General features: G+C 33.9%; 12 protein-coding genes. 4 read left to right on the forward strand and 8 right to left on the reverse strand.

Annotation, left to right across the window (positions count from 1 at the left end; all coding sequences use genetic code 11):
- Window positions 1-5 precede the first annotated feature (5 nt).
- On the forward strand, window positions 6-1,253 hold the full coding sequence (locus AsAng_RS00360) for a DUF445 domain-containing protein (RefSeq protein ID WP_264790779.1): 1,248 nt from the start codon (window positions 6-8) through the stop codon (window positions 1,251-1,253).
- Here AsAng_RS00360 and AsAng_RS00365 read toward each other — a convergent pair.
- The 7 genes from AsAng_RS00365 to murI all read right to left on the reverse strand — a co-directional run bounded on the left by AsAng_RS00365 (window position 1,248) and on the right by murI (window position 9,256).
- Window positions 1,248-1,580: a low molecular weight protein tyrosine phosphatase family protein gene (locus AsAng_RS00365; RefSeq protein WP_264790780.1), complete on the reverse strand. Its 333-nt coding sequence runs from the start codon at window positions 1,578-1,580 to the stop codon at window positions 1,248-1,250. The genes AsAng_RS00360 and AsAng_RS00365 overlap by 6 nt on opposite strands.
- A 38-nt stretch (window positions 1,581-1,618) precedes the next feature.
- Window positions 1,619-1,915 carry a hypothetical protein gene (locus AsAng_RS00370; RefSeq protein WP_264790781.1) on the reverse strand — a complete coding sequence of 99 codons (297 nt, stop codon included), beginning with the start codon at window positions 1,913-1,915 and terminating at the stop codon, window positions 1,619-1,621.
- Window positions 1,916-2,141: 226 nt separating this feature from the next.
- Window positions 2,142-3,158, reverse strand: coding sequence for a hypothetical protein (locus AsAng_RS00375; RefSeq protein ID WP_264790782.1), 1,017 nt, complete (start codon window positions 3,156-3,158; stop codon window positions 2,142-2,144).
- Window positions 3,159-3,303: 145 nt separating this feature from the next.
- Window positions 3,304-4,155 (reverse strand): winged helix-turn-helix domain-containing protein, encoded by an 852-nt coding sequence (locus tag AsAng_RS00380; protein ID WP_264790783.1) that lies wholly within the window; start codon window positions 4,153-4,155, stop codon window positions 3,304-3,306.
- Between the two features lie 202 nt (window positions 4,156-4,357).
- Window positions 4,358-6,220, reverse strand: coding sequence for a histidine kinase dimerization/phosphoacceptor domain -containing protein (locus AsAng_RS00385; RefSeq protein ID WP_264790784.1), 1,863 nt, complete (start codon window positions 6,218-6,220; stop codon window positions 4,358-4,360).
- A 664-nt stretch (window positions 6,221-6,884) separates the two neighbouring features.
- The gene (locus AsAng_RS00390; RefSeq protein WP_264790785.1) at window positions 6,885-8,495 is read right to left on the reverse strand and encodes a M14 family metallopeptidase; all 1,611 of its coding nucleotides are present in this window, start codon (window positions 8,493-8,495) and stop codon (window positions 6,885-6,887) included.
- Window positions 8,492-9,256 carry a glutamate racemase gene (gene murI / locus AsAng_RS00395; RefSeq protein ID WP_264790786.1) on the reverse strand — a complete coding sequence of 255 codons (765 nt, stop codon included), beginning with the start codon at window positions 9,254-9,256 and terminating at the stop codon, window positions 8,492-8,494. Before murI ends, AsAng_RS00390 begins: the two co-directional genes overlap by 4 nt.
- Before the next feature lie 1,241 nt (window positions 9,257-10,497).
- On the opposite strand from murI, the gene AsAng_RS00400 reads away from it, so the two are divergent.
- The gene (locus tag AsAng_RS00400; RefSeq protein WP_264790787.1) at window positions 10,498-12,045 is read left to right on the forward strand and encodes a hypothetical protein; all 1,548 of its coding nucleotides are present in this window, start codon (window positions 10,498-10,500) and stop codon (window positions 12,043-12,045) included.
- A 78-nt stretch (window positions 12,046-12,123) separates the two neighbouring features.
- Here the strand turns inward: AsAng_RS00400 and AsAng_RS00405 are convergent, their stop codons facing one another.
- Window positions 12,124-13,332: a T9SS type A sorting domain-containing protein gene (locus AsAng_RS00405; protein ID WP_264790788.1), complete on the reverse strand. Its 1,209-nt coding sequence runs from the start codon at window positions 13,330-13,332 to the stop codon at window positions 12,124-12,126.
- Window positions 13,333-13,821: 489 nt separating this feature from the next.
- Here AsAng_RS00405 and AsAng_RS00410 point away from each other — a divergent pair, with 489 nt between their 5' ends.
- Together AsAng_RS00410 and AsAng_RS00415 are read left to right on the forward strand one after the other, a co-directional pair.
- Window positions 13,822-13,977, forward strand: a complete 156-nt coding sequence (locus tag AsAng_RS00410) for a hypothetical protein (protein ID WP_264790789.1) — start codon at window positions 13,822-13,824, stop codon at window positions 13,975-13,977.
- Between the two features lie 261 nt (window positions 13,978-14,238).
- Window positions 14,239-15,792: a hypothetical protein gene (locus tag AsAng_RS00415; protein ID WP_264790790.1), complete on the forward strand. Its 1,554-nt coding sequence runs from the start codon at window positions 14,239-14,241 to the stop codon at window positions 15,790-15,792.
- Window positions 15,793-15,797: the final 5 nt, after the last annotated feature.

A 15,797-nucleotide genomic window follows, 5' to 3' on the forward strand; every position in this document is an offset into this window, starting at 1 on the left:
CAATAGTGTGGGAATTAATTTCAAATGATTTAGATATTATATTATTGCCTTTTATTTCTGCAATAATAGGCTGGGGAACCAATGTATTGGCCCTAAAAATGACCTTTTATCCACTAGAATTTATTGGATTTAAGTTTGAAGGGATCAAGGCAATTGGTTGGGCTGGTTTGCCTCCTATTGGCTGGCAGGGGATTATTCCTTCGAAAGCAGAAAGCATGGCAAGTAAGGCGACCGATATGATTACCACCAAATTGATTGATGTAGAAGATCAGTTTGCTAGGATTAATCCTACTATTGTTGCGAAAGAAATGGAGTCTAGCATCTTGCGCTTAGCTCGTGAGGTAACCAATGAGGTAATGACAAAACATGTTCCGATGTGGAAGTTATTACCCAATAGTCAAAAAGAGAAAATATATGCCCGTGCAGCGGAGGAAATTCCCAGTGTTATTGAGGAAATTATGGAGGAGGTCAAAGTTAATATTACAGATGTATTTGACCTTAAGGCAATGGCGGTTAATCACCTAACGAATAATAAAGATTTATTGAATAGAATCTTTTTGGAAGTAGGGGATAAGGAGTTTACCTTTATTGAGCGTTCGGGTTTTGTTTTTGGATTTATTTTTGGAATTTTTCAAGCAATTCTTTGGGTCTATTGCGAAGCACCTTGGCAATTGCCTGTTGGAGGTTTGCTGGTTGGCTATTTGACCAATGTATTGGCACTAAGAATGATTTTTTCTCCTACAAATCCAATTCATATTTTTGGATTTAAGATTCAAGGTTTGTTCATCAAGCGTCAGAAAGAGGTCTCTAGGGGCTATGCTCAATTGGTTTCTGAAAATGTAATGACAATGGACAATGTATTTACACAGATGTTCAAAGGAGCAGGAGCTGATAAATTGGTTAAAATTATAGAGAAACATTCCAAAGAAGGCATTGATAAAACGGCAGGTTTTAATAGTTCTCTTATTAAATTTACTTCTGGAACAGATACCTATGATGAGATTAAGATGATTGCCGTCAATCGTTTTATAGAAGCTGCCCCTGAACAAATTCACATCGTTTTTGACTATGCCAAACAGGCACTAGACATTGAAGAAACCATGTATGTTAGAATGACGAATTTGCCACCCGATGAATTTGTAAATTTCTTGCGTCCAGTATTTCAGGAAGACGAGTGGAAACTCATTTTGACAGGAGCTATATTGGGAATGATTGCAGGTTGTTTACAATTGTTGTTAACAACCGTTTTATAACTCTTCTTCTTCTAAATAGAAGGCAAGAGAATTTTCTAAGAGTTGAATCAGCTCTTTATCCATATAGGGATAGTCATCGGGAATATCAAGCACAATAATTTCTTGTTCGTGTAGGGTATCACGAAACGTTTTTTGTATTCTAGTTTTGTGCTTATTTTCCATGACAAAAATAATTTCTGCCCATTCGATCAGCTTCCAATTTAGACGCACTTGAGCAGAATGTTCCGTACCAGCAGATTTTACATTTAAGCCATTTCTATTTTTAAAAATGGTTTCGGCAGTTCTGCTGCGCCATTTGTTTTTACTACAAACAAAAAGTAAATTCATGGGTTTAATTTTAGATGATTTAATGTCATAGAGGAAGGCTAATTATTAGATGCTCTTTTAGGAGCTAAGTAGCGTTTGTATGCTTTTAAGGCTTCTAGCAATGCCATTTTTCGCAGTGGATATTGAGCATGCAAGTCGCCAGATGCTTGTTGAAAATAATTGTAAAAAGGATCATTATACATTTGACTCCCCGCAGAGCTATCCTTGGCTGTTGCATACTCTTTTGAGATGGCCATTGCTTGGAGCGCAACCCCAATATGTCCAGTAGAGGTCGTTGTTTCATCTAATAACTTTATGAGGACATCAAGTTCCTCAATCACTTCCATTGTTGTCATTTTTTTAGGATTAATGGGTGAAAAAATTGGATGTTTTCATAAGTTAATGGCGCACTCAAATTATCGCCATAACACCGCTTACTTTTAAAGATAGAGAGAAAAAATGAGATGACAAAAAGCCAATCCATCCTAAAATGTTAAGCAGGCGGACAAAAGGTGCCTATTGCATCGTAATAGCATAGTTGCTTTATTATTAATGTTTTATCTTGTAATGCTGTTGTTTTGCTTATTCCCTTATGATTTTGATCAATTCACTACTGTCCATATCAGATTCTAAAACGATTAACTTTTTGCCTTCTTCACGTTCGATTTCTACAGCAGCAGTATTAGGAGGGATTTCGCCCAAATTATGAGCAATGAGTGTGAGTACATTTTCTCCTTTATTGAGTGCTACCCTAAACCCTTTTTTCTGAAGAGACAAGGTATATTTTTTGAGTATGAGTTGACCATTAAATTCTAGTGAGATAATATCACCATCTTCTCTGTTGGAGTCCCAAACATGTATCCAGATAGAATCTTTAGGAACATGGATGGTTTCTTTGACGATCAATTTTCTATTGTTAAAATTAGGGACAACAGGAGGTTTGGGGTGGACAGTATCAACAGCAATGCTATCTACGGTCAGAATTTCAACGGTATCCACTTTATCTAGCGGTTCTATTGGCTCTTCTTTTTTGACAACAGGACTAGGAGGTGGGACAGGTTTTTTGGCAACGACAACAGGAGGTTTAGGAGGAGGGCTATAATTTCTTTTTCTTCTTCTTACCCAAATATGGGCAGGAGCACAAGACCTCTTGTCATCATTCCAACCTCTCCATTTACCTTCAAGGTATTCATATTTGCCGTCTTCAGACCAATTTAGGGTAGCTTGATTATAACAAAAACCTAGGTTTAAGGTGTTTTTAGTTTCAAATATTTTGGAAGTTGTACTGTATCGTACTTTTTGATTAAACACACTTGCTTTGATGGCAAAACGAGCAAAATGTGCTTTTTTTATCGCCTCATTGATGTAATACTCCCCTGTATAGCTCTTTTTCTTTTCATTGTATTTAAAGGTGAGTTGCAAATCATGTGTTTTGGTTCCTTTTTTCCAAAGACCACGTTCCCAGTAGTCTTTGTACCCATCCATAGAAGAGGCACCACTACTTTGATCTAGGTAGCCTTCCCATCTGCCAGATATATTTTGGGCTAAACTCCACTGAATACTAAGTAGACAAAAGAAGAGAATTAAATTTGATTTCATTGGTTGATTTTTATGATGCTTTGTTATTAGGCTTCATCCTGCATTAGATAAGTCTACGCTTATTCGCTATTCTATTAAGTAATTGTCCAAAATAAAAATGGATTGCCCAAAGAATAATTTGGTGATTGATGGGAGGGTATTTTTATTACGCTTCTCGGTACAATAAATTGTGTTGTTGACAAATTTCTTTTAAAAAAGCTCTCAAGGTAATAAAACTTTCGAAATTTCGGATTAGAACACAGAAAGGATCATAGATAGGGCTGGGGTTTATGTACCCATGGCAGCGAATTTTTTTTTGTAGGATTTTTTTCCCTTCTTTATATTCGATCAAGAGAAATTTTAAATCGCTTTTTATTTGATCCTCTTGCCCCAAGCCATTGGCTTGTATACTGACCAAATTTTTGATAGGGAGAGAAAGTATTTTGTGGCTAGGGTAGAATGTTCGATAAAAATCAATTCTATCAGGATAAATACTAATGTCACAGTTGGTCAGTTGCAAATAAAGGAATACCATAAAAGCAAAACAGAGGGTCAGTATAGCTGTTGTTAGGAGTAGTTGAGGACCTAAATAGAAAGACCCTTGAATGGTTGTGCTAATATAAAGACTTATCGGAAAACCAATAGCAACGACAAAAAACAAGACCATACCATCAAAACCTCTGGTTGAAGGGCTGAAATGTTTTGGTTTGTTGTAGTCTAAAATATCTTGATAGCTACTAATCCCTGTTCCATACAATGCATTTTCGACCAATTGGGGCAGCTGCTCAAAAGTTGTCAGGTAATAAAGTCCTTCCGTCTCGATTAGGCGCAAGTTATGCCGTCCAACCTCTTGATACATTAAAGCATCCAATTGATTGATGTTATCCTCTTCTCTAGGGTATGTTTTTTTTAATAGCTTGGTATAACCTTTTTCCTGAGCAATTTCCCATATATCATCCACCCACAACAAACGTTGTGTTTCCTCTAGCACTTTGTAAGCAAGCTCTAAGTAGGTCATAAGATGATAAATTAGTAAATAATGGTTGTAAACTCATGGATTATAGTTAAATATAAGGTTTAGATTTTATAATCTAACATAAATTGACCAAAAAGTTGGTTCAGGTGCTTGCTCCATGTATCCGCAAATACTAATAATTTACCTAGTTAGGCAGAGAACAATACCGCTTCAAAAATCAATAGTGTAATAAACTTAAAGGTTATTATGCCATCTGATCGACCTCTTGAAAATGAAGGATATAATTTGTTCCTTTCTTTTTATCATCTTTTAGAATGGTTCCGTTGAGTTGAACGGCAAGCTGCTTAATCAGGTTTAGCCCCAAGGAATGATGTTTTTGAGCAGAAAGATCTGTTGTAAAACCAATGCCATCATCCCCTATTTCCAATAAAAAATTAGGCGGATCTAACATTTTCATTTTTATGGACAACGTGCCAGGAGTCTGGTCTACAATCCCATATTTAAGTGAATTTGTTGTCACCTCATTAATTAACAAACCGAGAGGAATAGCAGTATCTATATTGAGAAATAAATCTGGAACATCTATATTAACTTGGATTTGATGTTCAACCCCTTTAATGGAAATAACTAACTTGTCAATTAGCTGTTTTAGATAGCTGTTGTAGTTTATTTTAGAAAAATCATTGGATTGGTAAAGCATTTCGTGGATCATTGCCATAGAATTAATTCTATATTGGCTATTGCTAAATAATACTTTCATCTTGGGATCTTCAATATTATAACTTTGAAGACTTAACAAGCTTGTGATTACTTGCAAATTATTTTTTACACGATGATGGATCTCTTTTAACAAAATGTCTTTTTCTTCATTCTGTTGATTGATTTTAGCCATATTAAGCGTTAACCCTTCGTTGTTTTTATTTCTCAACCTAAGAATGAGCAAGGTGAAGATCAAGATACTAAAAAGCCCAATAATAGATGCCCATTGAAAATAATCTTTGAGTCGATTATTTTGCATTTCAATATTGTTTTTTTCTTTAAGAAAGGTCAACTCTTTTTCCTTTTCGTTGATTCTGAATCTTGCCTCTATTTCTAACGCTAGTTTTTCATTTTGTTGCTGATTGATTACTTGGGTTAAATCAATCCATTTTTTTTGAAAGAGCAAGCAGGAATCTAATTTGGACTGTTCTTCATAAAGTGCTGAAAGATCTTGATAAATAGATAATATAATATTTAGATCACCCAATGTATCGGCATAGACTAGTGCCTTATTGTACCATTGTGAGGCAATAAAGGCTTGACCAATGGTTTTATGGTATAAACCATAATCGCTATAATGACTAATGGCTATTCGAGGAAACTTTGAATTTTTAGGAAGAGAAAAGTTTTTGTCATAAAACATTTTGGCAGAATCTAGATGACCCATTTTGAGATAGACAGTTCCAATATTGGATAAATTGACACTGGTCCCAAAGGTATCTTTAATCATCTGTTTTATTTCTAGTGCTTTTTTATAAAGCGGAAGCGCTGCATTTAAATGTCCCGTTAAGCGTTTTATTTCCCCTAGGTTGTTTAGTATATTAGAGAGTGCTTTGGTGTGATGATTCTTTTTAGCGATCCAATAAGCGGTTTTCCAGTATTTTTCGGCTTTTGAATAATCTTTCTGGTTATAATAAACACCACCAATTCTTGTGTATATGTAAGCTTTTAGCTGACTGTCTTGGCTATTTAAGGCTTTTTCTTTTTCTAAGAAAGTCTCTTTTTCTGATGAAAGGGAGTTGGATCTGAGGGTATGGAAACGACCCTCTATTAGTTTAGAGCCTTTGAATAAAAATTCAAGTGCCTTATTATGGTTTCTTTTGGTATCATAAAATACACCTAGCTGATAATAAATACTACCCAATAGATAGTTATCTTTTTCTTCTTTTCCTTTTTCTATCAGCTGATTAAACTTTTCAGTAGCTTTTGCATATTCTTGCTGTGCATAGAGCGTTTTGCCTTGTTCTAGCAACTGTTCTAATGCAATTGATAGAGGTTGTGCTAAACTATTGTGATAGGATAGAACAATTAAGAAAAAAGTAATGACGCAAAGAGCATAATGCTTCATTTTAACAAGGGGGATCATTGTTGATTTATGGTGTTCAGTCAAAATTTACTGCAAAGGTAAAAAAAAAGAATAAAATATTAACATGAATTTTAATAAAAAAGATTGATTATGATTGTGTTATGTTTTTTGTTGAGTAAGGGGTAATATACAGGACAATATTAATTACTTGATTTATTGTTTGCGCAAGAATAATGCCGATAACGAATAATGTTAATTTTAGGATTATTCTGCGATTATTAGATCTGTTTTAAATAAAATAATTTTGGTTCTTTGACAACCCGTAAACTACCTTGCTTGCTTATTACTACTTTTGTTATAAGTTATAGGTTGTAAGTCGTATGTCCTGTATTTACAGGAACTAAGCATACGACTTACGACCTATAACTTTCTACTAAGAAAAATAGTTAAAAGCTTACCCTTTTTTAGTGTTTACTACACGATTAACTGCGTTGCTACTTTGTAGTTACTACGTGAGCCTTGTTACTCACTCTGTTCGGGTTTTTAAAGAACCATAATTTTAGTACAGAGCACACTTAAAACAGGAATAAGAACCCTAGCAAACTGCGCTTTATCGAGAATGGATAGTTAGAACATTTTGCTTTTAATACTGATAAGAGTTTTTAAGCTTACTCAGGGCTAAAGTTCAAAAAAATGGATAATCCACTTACCAATATTTAAAAACGGGAAATGGAACAATTTTATTGTTGACCCCTAATTGATAAAGTGCTTTGTCGAAAAAATTCCACGTTACTAAGCCATCATCAGACTGTGGTTCGAGCATATAAAAGATAAGATGGGCTAGGGGTTGAGCAAGGTCTATTTTATAATCGCCTTTTTGGTATTGTTTTGTTTGAGGGCTAAATTCGCCCGTTAGATGAATCATATTGTGACGTTCGAATGCTCTTTTGTTGACTTCCAATTTATGAATCCAAAAGACTTCTCCCGAAAAAGAAGTGGGTTGTTCTAATTGTTCAACAATAACACCATGTGCTTTTAGGTGTTCAACGATATGAGTAAATTTTGCAGGAATAATATATCCTCTAGGAACCGTAGCAGTGAGCGTTGCCTCAAAAGCGCTATAATTGGTGACATTTTCAACATCAATAATATGATGGGTTCGAATGTAGTTCGTTTTACCTAAGCTGTCTATAGAAGTAATATATTCGTATGTTCTGAGTTTTAAGGGATGATTGGTTGGTACCATCTTAAAACGAACACCATTTTTATACTGTCCAGCTTGGTTTTTTATTTTTTGTATGGTTTCCGTTTCGCTTTTTTGATTGACTGCTTGGATTTGTTTGCCATGGGCATTGGTGAATTCTAAAATTTCAACAATAAACTTATGGGCAGAATTAATTCTATGGTAAAATTTATCGTGCGCAAAGGTTTCACTAAGAATCGCTATTTTATTGCGCAACCCAAATTGATTAACCAAATAACGAGGATGGTGATTGTAGGTATAAAAATTTTTGGGCGGCCAACCTTGACTTAGAGAATAACCACCATAAATATCAAAATGCAAATCATATTTGTCTAGTACTGCTTTTTTGATTTTTGGCAGCATAATATCTTTGGTATAAGTAGAGGTGGCAGGATGTCCTGCAAAGTGGTAACTATGGGCATAAGTTAGTTCATTGCCATGCCAAACACCATTGGTGGTGTGCAAATCGACAAATACATCAGGATTCCACCTTAAGATTAAGTTTTTCATCAAGCCTTGGGTTTCAACAGCTTCCATTTTGATGCCATCTCTATTCAGATCCCAATCTCCTCCACTGCGTCTACTTCCTGCTAAATGAGGGCAATGTTCTTGCGATTTTCGATGAGTGGAAGATAACTTATTGTTGCCATCAGGATTATAATTAGGGGTGAAAATAACAATTTGATTGTTGAGCAAATGTTTTTTGTCGCCTAGCAGCATTTCTCGCATCAAGATCATCAATGCCTCCTTGCCCTCTACTTCGCCTCCATGAATATTTCCTTGGAAATAAACAACAGGTTTGCCCGAAGCCAGTGCTTCTTTGGGGCTGCTAATTTTAGGATTCGCCATAACAACTAAAGGAACAGGTCGCCCGCTGTCACTCACCAGCATGATTTCGGTATGCACCCACTCGCTTTTGTGCTTAATTGCATCAATAAAAGCAAGGACGTCTTCAGAGGTAGAGGTTTTGTCAAATGCCGTTTTTTCAGGAGTAGTTAGCAATTCGGGACTATATTGAGCCCATAGCCCTACAACATTAACAAATACTAAACTAATAATACCTAAAATTTTCATAGAGAGACTTGTTGATTGAGCATCGCAAAATATTTTTCAAAATGCTTGGCAGCGCTTGCTTTTTTTGAACAAAAATATTGAATAGGGCTTGGGCTTGTTTGGGTACTAGGAACAATACGGGCTTGCAAATGTTTGACCGTTCCTGTATGACCGTCTAAAATACGAATATGAGGAGGGAGCAAGCGACGTATATTGGGGGTAAAGTAAGGAAAATGGGTACAGCCTAAAACAATAGAATCATAATCGTTCCATTGTATGCCCGAAAAAACTTCTTTGAGATAACGTTCGATTTTTGGATCGTCAAATTGAAATTTTTCAGCAAACAGTACCAATTCTTGTAAGGAGAGTTGTTCTACTTTAGTTGTTGCATTTAGATTTTCGATTAGCAACTTAAGTTTGTTTTCAGCTAGTGTTTTGTCGGTGGCACAAACCAATATTTTTTTGTCTTTGGCTGATTCTACGGCAGGTTTGACGGCAGGTTCCATGCCAATAATGGGCAAGTTGTATTGTTGGCGCAAATCTTTAATGGCAACACTAGTTGCTGTATTGCAAGCCAATACAAGGGCTTTGATGTCTTGTTGTATTAAAAAATCTACGGCATCAAAGACTAATTTTTTGATGTCTTTACTAGATTTTGTTCCATAGGGAGCATTCTGGGCATCTGAAAAATAGAGATAGGGCTCATTTGGCATTATTTGAAGCGCTTTGTGTAAAACGGTTAATCCTCCTATTCCTGAATCAAAAAATGCTATTTTTTTCATATTAAGTAATGGGGCAAAATTATTTATAGAATTTGCAGTAAAAGATTTTTGATATTAACAAGGCGAAAAACACAGTCATAGCCTTAGCTATGGCGAGTATTTTCAACACAGTTAAGATTAAAAAGATTGCTCGAATAAACTATCAATAATTTAGATTCATTACTTATTATTAATAGTTCCGTATTTTTTGATTTTTAGACAAAAATCAAAAAAAAGCACCGTTTTATTAGGTTGATTTGTAGGTGTTTATAGGAAGGTGTTCCATTGGGTAATACCTGTAAATCAACTGCGCAGCACTTATGCAATAATCTAATAAGGTTTTTTACCGAACTAATGATTGTTAAAGATGATTTTTAGTAAAAATACAAAAAAGCCCCAAGCAGCAAAGGCTACTTGGAGCAAATATTAATGGGTTTTGTTATTTAATACTTACGAAAAGCTTAGTCTTTTATAATTTTTTCTGTGAATTTGGTGTACTCCTAGCATTGGTGCAATAATACAGTCTGTTTTACCGAATATGTAACCATCTTTTGACAGTTTTTTACATTTCTGAGAGCGTTAATGATGTTTTAGTGCTTGTATTATAGTGGCTTATAGTGTGTTTGGAATATTGTGATTGGGTGGTGTTGCAAATAACAAAACATAGAAATGATAGCATTTCTTAGAATTGCTTAAATAGAGAAGATAAATCGATTGCTAATGATGCTTGTAATAGTAATTTATTGAAAATCAGTTTTGTTTATATATTTTTTTTGAATTAAAGGCAGCAAGAATTCAAATTGTTCGTTATTTATAATAACTAATTGGTCAATGTTGTATACTATATAACCAGTGATAGATTAGGTTTAGGAAGTGATTTGAGGGCTATAAAGGTTTCTTTATAAATAGGAAAGATGTTTATCATATAGACAGTCGTATTTTGCTTGTAAAAAGGTTCTTAATAGACTTTTTTGCTTTAATGAAATATTTCATAGGTAGAACACTATTATACTTGCATAATATTTCATATAAAAAAACGTTGTGATAGTAATTGCTACTTAATAAAGTAAGTACATAATGAATTAAAAAGGAAATAGCAAAAGCTAAGATTATTGGTTATAGTAATTGAAGAATTTGCCTTAACTTAGACCTTCCTATTTTATCTAAAAGAATACTGTCGTTTTAGTTTAGGAGATCATCTTTTTTATAATGCTAAAAAGTGTGTGTTATTTTTTTACATTTATATAAATGTTTACTCTATTATGAATCCTACCGTTAATAGTGGATTATTTGAACTAATAAATACATTAACCCCAAGTGAAAAACGATACATAAAACAGTTTATTAATAAATCAGGAGATGCAAAGAATAATCATGTTAAGCTCTTTAATGCAATCGTAAAACAAGAGCAATATGATGAAGAAAAATTGAAAAAGAAATTTCGAGGAACTTCCATTGTTAAGCAATGGAGTCGAGTCAAAAACTATTTATACAACTATATTCTTAGAGTACTACAGATTTATTATCAACAAGATGAGGAATTTGAGTTGTACAATAATATACAGCAGGTAGCCATCTTAAATAAGAAAGGTTTGTATGAAGATGCCCATCGATTATTAAAAAAAACTAAATATCTTGCTTTTGAAGGGGGATCAGCTACTTTACTTCCAATTATTGCTGAATGGGAAATGATTTTGGATAACTTGATATGGTATAACCAAAAGGAAAAAGAACCCTTGGATTATGCTGAGAATAATATTTGGGCGACGGATGTAGCTCAAAATATGTTATTGTTTAATGAAAGGTGCATTGCTGTTTTTGCGAATAGTACTAAAAAAGGCCGCCATCTTTTGCTAGAAAAAAACAATTTAAAACTTCTAAATCAACCGATCTATGCTTCTGTCGAGGAAGCTAAAAGCCCAATGGCAAAATGGTTTTTTTATGTGGCTAAAGTAGTCCTACACGTCCAAATTAGCCAATATCTGGAAGCTTATTTTAATGCCAAGGGGTGTATCGAATTGCATCATCAGTACCCTTTGTTGCAGAAGTATGCTCCCTTAACGTATATCACAAGCTTGAATAATTTTGTACAAGCAACAATAGATGCCAAGCAGTGGCACGAAATTCCCTTTTTAATTCAAGAAGTAGATAACTATATTAACAAACATAAAACTTCTAGCAAGGTACTTTACCTAACCTGTATAAAATATGTCGCTATGTTAAGTGCTAATATTGGACAGGGGCAGTTTGAGGAAGCACTGTTGTATACGGATGCGATAGAGACCTTTGTGGTAGAAAATGAACAAGCAAATGATCGTTATGTTAAACCTCATATATTGTTGTATCATTTGGTGCATATCTATTTGGTAAATGGTCGTTATGCAGAAGCTTTAAAACATATTGAACACTTAGAAGGAATACAACAAGTTGCCATTTATACCAATACAACACGATTATTGAAACTAATTATCTTGTTTGAGCAAGATGAGGTTTTGTTATTACCTTATGCTATTCGATCTGTTTATCGTTCGCTATTAAAAAAGAAAAATTTATTTGAGTTTGAACGTATTGTCTTGAATTTACTAAAAACGAGTGCCAATGCTGCCTCTAAAGAGGCCCTTAAGCAGACCTTTAGTAAATATTTGGAAAAGCTACAAAAACTGGTTGATACTGCTCCTAAAGCAGAGTTAGAACTGCTGGTTCATTTCGATTATTTGGCTTGGATGAAAAGTAAAGTGGAGAATCGCCCATTGTTAGAAATACTAAAAGAGCGTTCTAAGGAACTGGTGGATGGGTATAAGACTTCCTGATTGGTAATAATTTTGATTCTTTGTCCTGCCCTCTGATATAGAAAATTAAGTAGAGGGCAGGGCAAAGAGTCTAAAAAATTATTGAATAACAATTTTTCCGCTTCCTAATAACTGGTTATCAGCGGTTGCACGGTAGGTATAAACTCCTGCTGCAAGTTGGTTCCGATTCAATTCAAATTGATTTTGATTGCTTTGAATAGATTCAACACGTTCGCCTAACAGATTGTATAACTCAAATACAATTGGAGCTTTCTCGGTATAAGAATCTACAGAAATAATAGTTGTAGCATTAAAAGGATTGGGGCTGATTCTAATCGTCGTTAGTGCCGAACTAGATGCAATGGTATTATTGGGGTCAATTGCCAATTCTAGCTCATTGTTGTCATTGGCAGAACTACCTGTAGTTGTGTACTCGTCAAGTGTTTCAATTTGAAGGTCAGAAGGAGCTAGTTTACAGTTTCCATTTACTTTAATCAAGGCTACCTTGCATTGCCATGATGGCTCACCAGTACAAACACTGACACGATAATAACGTTCTTGTCCAGAGGATAAATACCCGCCAAATAGAGCATCGCCCATTCTAGATACATCTGTACCTGAAAAATATAATGGATCATTGCTATTCCAAGTTGATAATGCTTGTAAGTTAATGTTATCATTGGCTTGTCCAGTATACCAGCGTCCCCATTCGTATTCATAGGTTCTGCTCCACCATTGGTTACATTCTTGAACTCCGATATAGTGTCTAGTTTCGCAACTAGTGGCAGCAGCATTAAGACTTATGTTACTACCGCATACTTGAATAGCACTGTTATTGCTAGGTATTGCAATGCCGTCAATATTAAAAGCAGGAGAAGCATTTCCTAAAGCGGTAATAATATTGCTTGTTTGATTAAAAACAGTTTCCCAACTTAAACAAGAAAATTTTCGACGCTGAACAGTTACTTCTACTTTATAAGCCCCTGGGCTGGTGTTCGCAACTACAATGGGTTGATTAAACCAATCATTACTCGTCTGAAAGACCAAAGTTTGTAGGAGAGTATTGTCTCTATACAGTCGTATATTTACACGTACGGGATTAGCTCCACAGCCTTGAAGACAATTCACTTTACTATTGGGACAGTGATCGTATATTACCTGAAATGTTCTACTTTCTACACCGCAAACTTTAAAATCATTGACTGTGCCACCTATACCATTGGGGGAGGATATTAGCTCGAAGTGTTGCGCTTGGGCATTGTAACTCATTAATAGTATGGCAAATGCCATAAGAATTAAATGTTTCATAATTTGTGTTTTAATTAGTATAAAATAATAATATATGTACATATTGAGAGGAGTACAAAGGTCTAGCGTTTAGTAATCGTCTATATAAATCGTAATTTTTCTTAGTTAGATGAAAATCTTATTGTTTGATGCTATGTTGGAGTTATTGGCTGTTGCCTTTAATAAACTGAACGGTATAAGTCCCATGGATTACTTTTTACAAAAAAAAACTTGTATGTGGTTGAAAAACAGTCGTAAAAAGAAAGTTGGTTTCATGAAAAATGGTTTTATTAGAGGAATTAATTAGATTGCTAAAATGTTTTAATCAGCAGGATTGGAGCAAATTGATTTTTAATTAAAAAGATTTAATTTATTTCCAGTCCGAACTAATGTTTCCACAATAATACAAGAGATATAGGGCTAACTCTTAACCACATTTTACCAATTATTACTTGTGTAATTAATAGTTTTTGGTTTGTAAATGACTGAAAATTAGATGATTATATTGCTATGGGGATTACGCATGAAAGCGGTTTATTTGCCTTGATCAATCGATTGACAGTTGGCGAAAAACGTTATATTAGGCAGTGTATCAATCAGAAAGGAGAACAAAATAGCAATTATGCAAAATTGTTTGATGCTGCTGTCAAACCAGAAGAATTATAATGCAACTGAAAAATAGATACAGAAAGAATCATTTTTATAAAAAATGGTTTTATGACCAGATTGCATTGTGCTGAACAGAAGCCAATAAATATTAGTGAAAAGACAATGTTTTGAATTAAATTTTAAATACGCCTAGTAAATATCTCTACAATAATGTAAGAGGTATGGGGCTAACTCTTAACCACATTTTACTGACTAATTATTACTTGCATTATAAATATTGTTTTTATAGTTGGTTGGTAACTAATATATTATTTTATTATGAAGCTTACACGCAAGAGTGGTTTATTTGAGCTAGTGAATCGTTTAACTACTAGTGAAAAACGTTATATAAAGCAGTTTATTAATAGGGCAGGAGAATCCAATAGTAATTATGCAAAGCTCTTTAATCTTATTATCAAAACAGAAATTTGCGATGATGAAGAACTAAAAAAGAAATTTAAAAAAATAGCAATTGTAAAACAATGGAGTAGAACTAAAAATTATCTATATAATTATATTCTTAGAGTTTTACAGGTTTATAATCAACAGAATGTAGAGTTTGAGATATTGAACAACTTACAACAAGTTGATATTCTTTATAAGAAGGGATTAGATGGAGATGCTTATCAATTATTAAAAAAAACTAAAAAGCTTGCCTTTGAAGGAATTTATCCTACATTACTTCCTTTTATAGCGGAGTGGGAAATGAGGTTAGGTCGTTTAATTTGGAATTATCAAGAAGAGAAAGAGCCTTTAAATTATCAAAAAAACAATGAATGGGCACTTGATGTTGCCAACAACTTATTGTTACTAGAAAAATATAGAACAGATGTTTTGATAAATATGGTAGCAAAGGGAAGACATCTTCGAGTAAAAGAAATCAACCAAGAAATATTGGCTAAAGCAGTTTTTAAGTCTATAGATGAAGCAAAAAGTCCATTTAGTAAATGGGCTTTTTGTGTTACAAAAAATATCATATATGCTCAAGTATGGCAATTTTTTGATGTTTATTCCAGTGCTAAAGATGGGATTGAACTACATCGTCAGTTTCCATTATTAAAAAAACAAGCCCCTAGAACTTATATCGCAAGTATTAATAACTTCATTGCAGCAGCAATTGAGATAGGGAAGTGGGATGAAGCTTTGATGATTATGGAAGAGATTGACTTGTATGTAGAAAAAAACAATGATGAGATTAATAATGTATTGTTGATGAGTATAAAATACCTTGCTTTTTTAAAATTAAAAATAGAGTCAAGGGATTATGAGGGATGGGAGGAATATGGAGAGGAGATAGAAACGTTTATAAAAAAACATAAAAAAGAAAACAACACTTATGTTCGACCAGATTATATATTACAGTATTATACTGTAATATGTATTGTAAATGGGGAATTTGTAAAAGCATTAGAATTAATTGAAGATATCGAACAAATTCAAAAAATAGCAATTTATAGAAATGCAGTATTATTAATGAAACTAATCTGTTTGTTTGAACTAAATGAAGTATTACAATTACCTTATGTTATTCGCTCTATCTATCGTAATTTACGGAAGAAAAAAGATCTATTTGACTTTGAACGAATTATTTTAAACTTATTCAAAGCAAGTGCTAACGTTGCTTCAAAAAATGAATTAAAGAATGTCTTTCGTAGGTATTTAGTCCAATTAAAGAAATTAGCACAAACTGCTCCTAAAGCAGAATTAGAATTGTTAGAGCATTTTGACTTCCTCGCTTGGATGGAAAGCAAGGTAGAGGATCGCCCATTGTTGGAAATACTAAAAGAGCATTCTATGCCGTCCATTAAAAAAACGAATGGAGCAAGCCAATAAAGTAT

The sequence above is a fragment of the Aureispira anguillae genome (assembly GCF_026000115.1).
Lineage (GTDB): Bacteria > Bacteroidota > Bacteroidia > Chitinophagales > Saprospiraceae > Aureispira > Aureispira anguillae.

Coding starts and splice junctions, on each gene's coding strand:
- AsAng_RS00405 (WP_264790788.1), bottom strand. CDS start 13,332: ATGAAACATTTAATTCTTATGGCATTTGCCATACTATTAATGAGTTAC.
- AsAng_RS00415 (WP_264790790.1), top strand. CDS start 14,239: ATGAAGCTTACACGCAAGAGTGGTTTATTTGAGCTAGTGAATCGTTTA.
- AsAng_RS00410 (WP_264790789.1), top strand. CDS start 13,822: ATGGGGATTACGCATGAAAGCGGTTTATTTGCCTTGATCAATCGATTG.
- AsAng_RS00400 (WP_264790787.1), top strand. CDS start 10,498: ATGAATCCTACCGTTAATAGTGGATTATTTGAACTAATAAATACATTA.
- AsAng_RS00385 (WP_264790784.1), bottom strand. CDS start 6,220: ATGAAGCATTATGCTCTTTGCGTCATTACTTTTTTCTTAATTGTTCTA.
- AsAng_RS00365 (WP_264790780.1), bottom strand. CDS start 1,580: ATGAATTTACTTTTTGTTTGTAGTAAAAACAAATGGCGCAGCAGAACT.
- AsAng_RS00380 (WP_264790783.1), bottom strand. CDS start 4,155: ATGACCTACTTAGAGCTTGCTTACAAAGTGCTAGAGGAAACACAACGT.
- AsAng_RS00370 (WP_264790781.1), bottom strand. CDS start 1,915: ATGACAACAATGGAAGTGATTGAGGAACTTGATGTCCTCATAAAGTTA.
- AsAng_RS00375 (WP_264790782.1), bottom strand. CDS start 3,158: ATGAAATCAAATTTAATTCTCTTCTTTTGTCTACTTAGTATTCAGTGG.
- AsAng_RS00390 (WP_264790785.1), bottom strand. CDS start 8,495: ATGAAAATTTTAGGTATTATTAGTTTAGTATTTGTTAATGTTGTAGGG.
- murI (WP_264790786.1), bottom strand. CDS start 9,256: ATGAAAAAAATAGCATTTTTTGATTCAGGAATAGGAGGATTAACCGTT.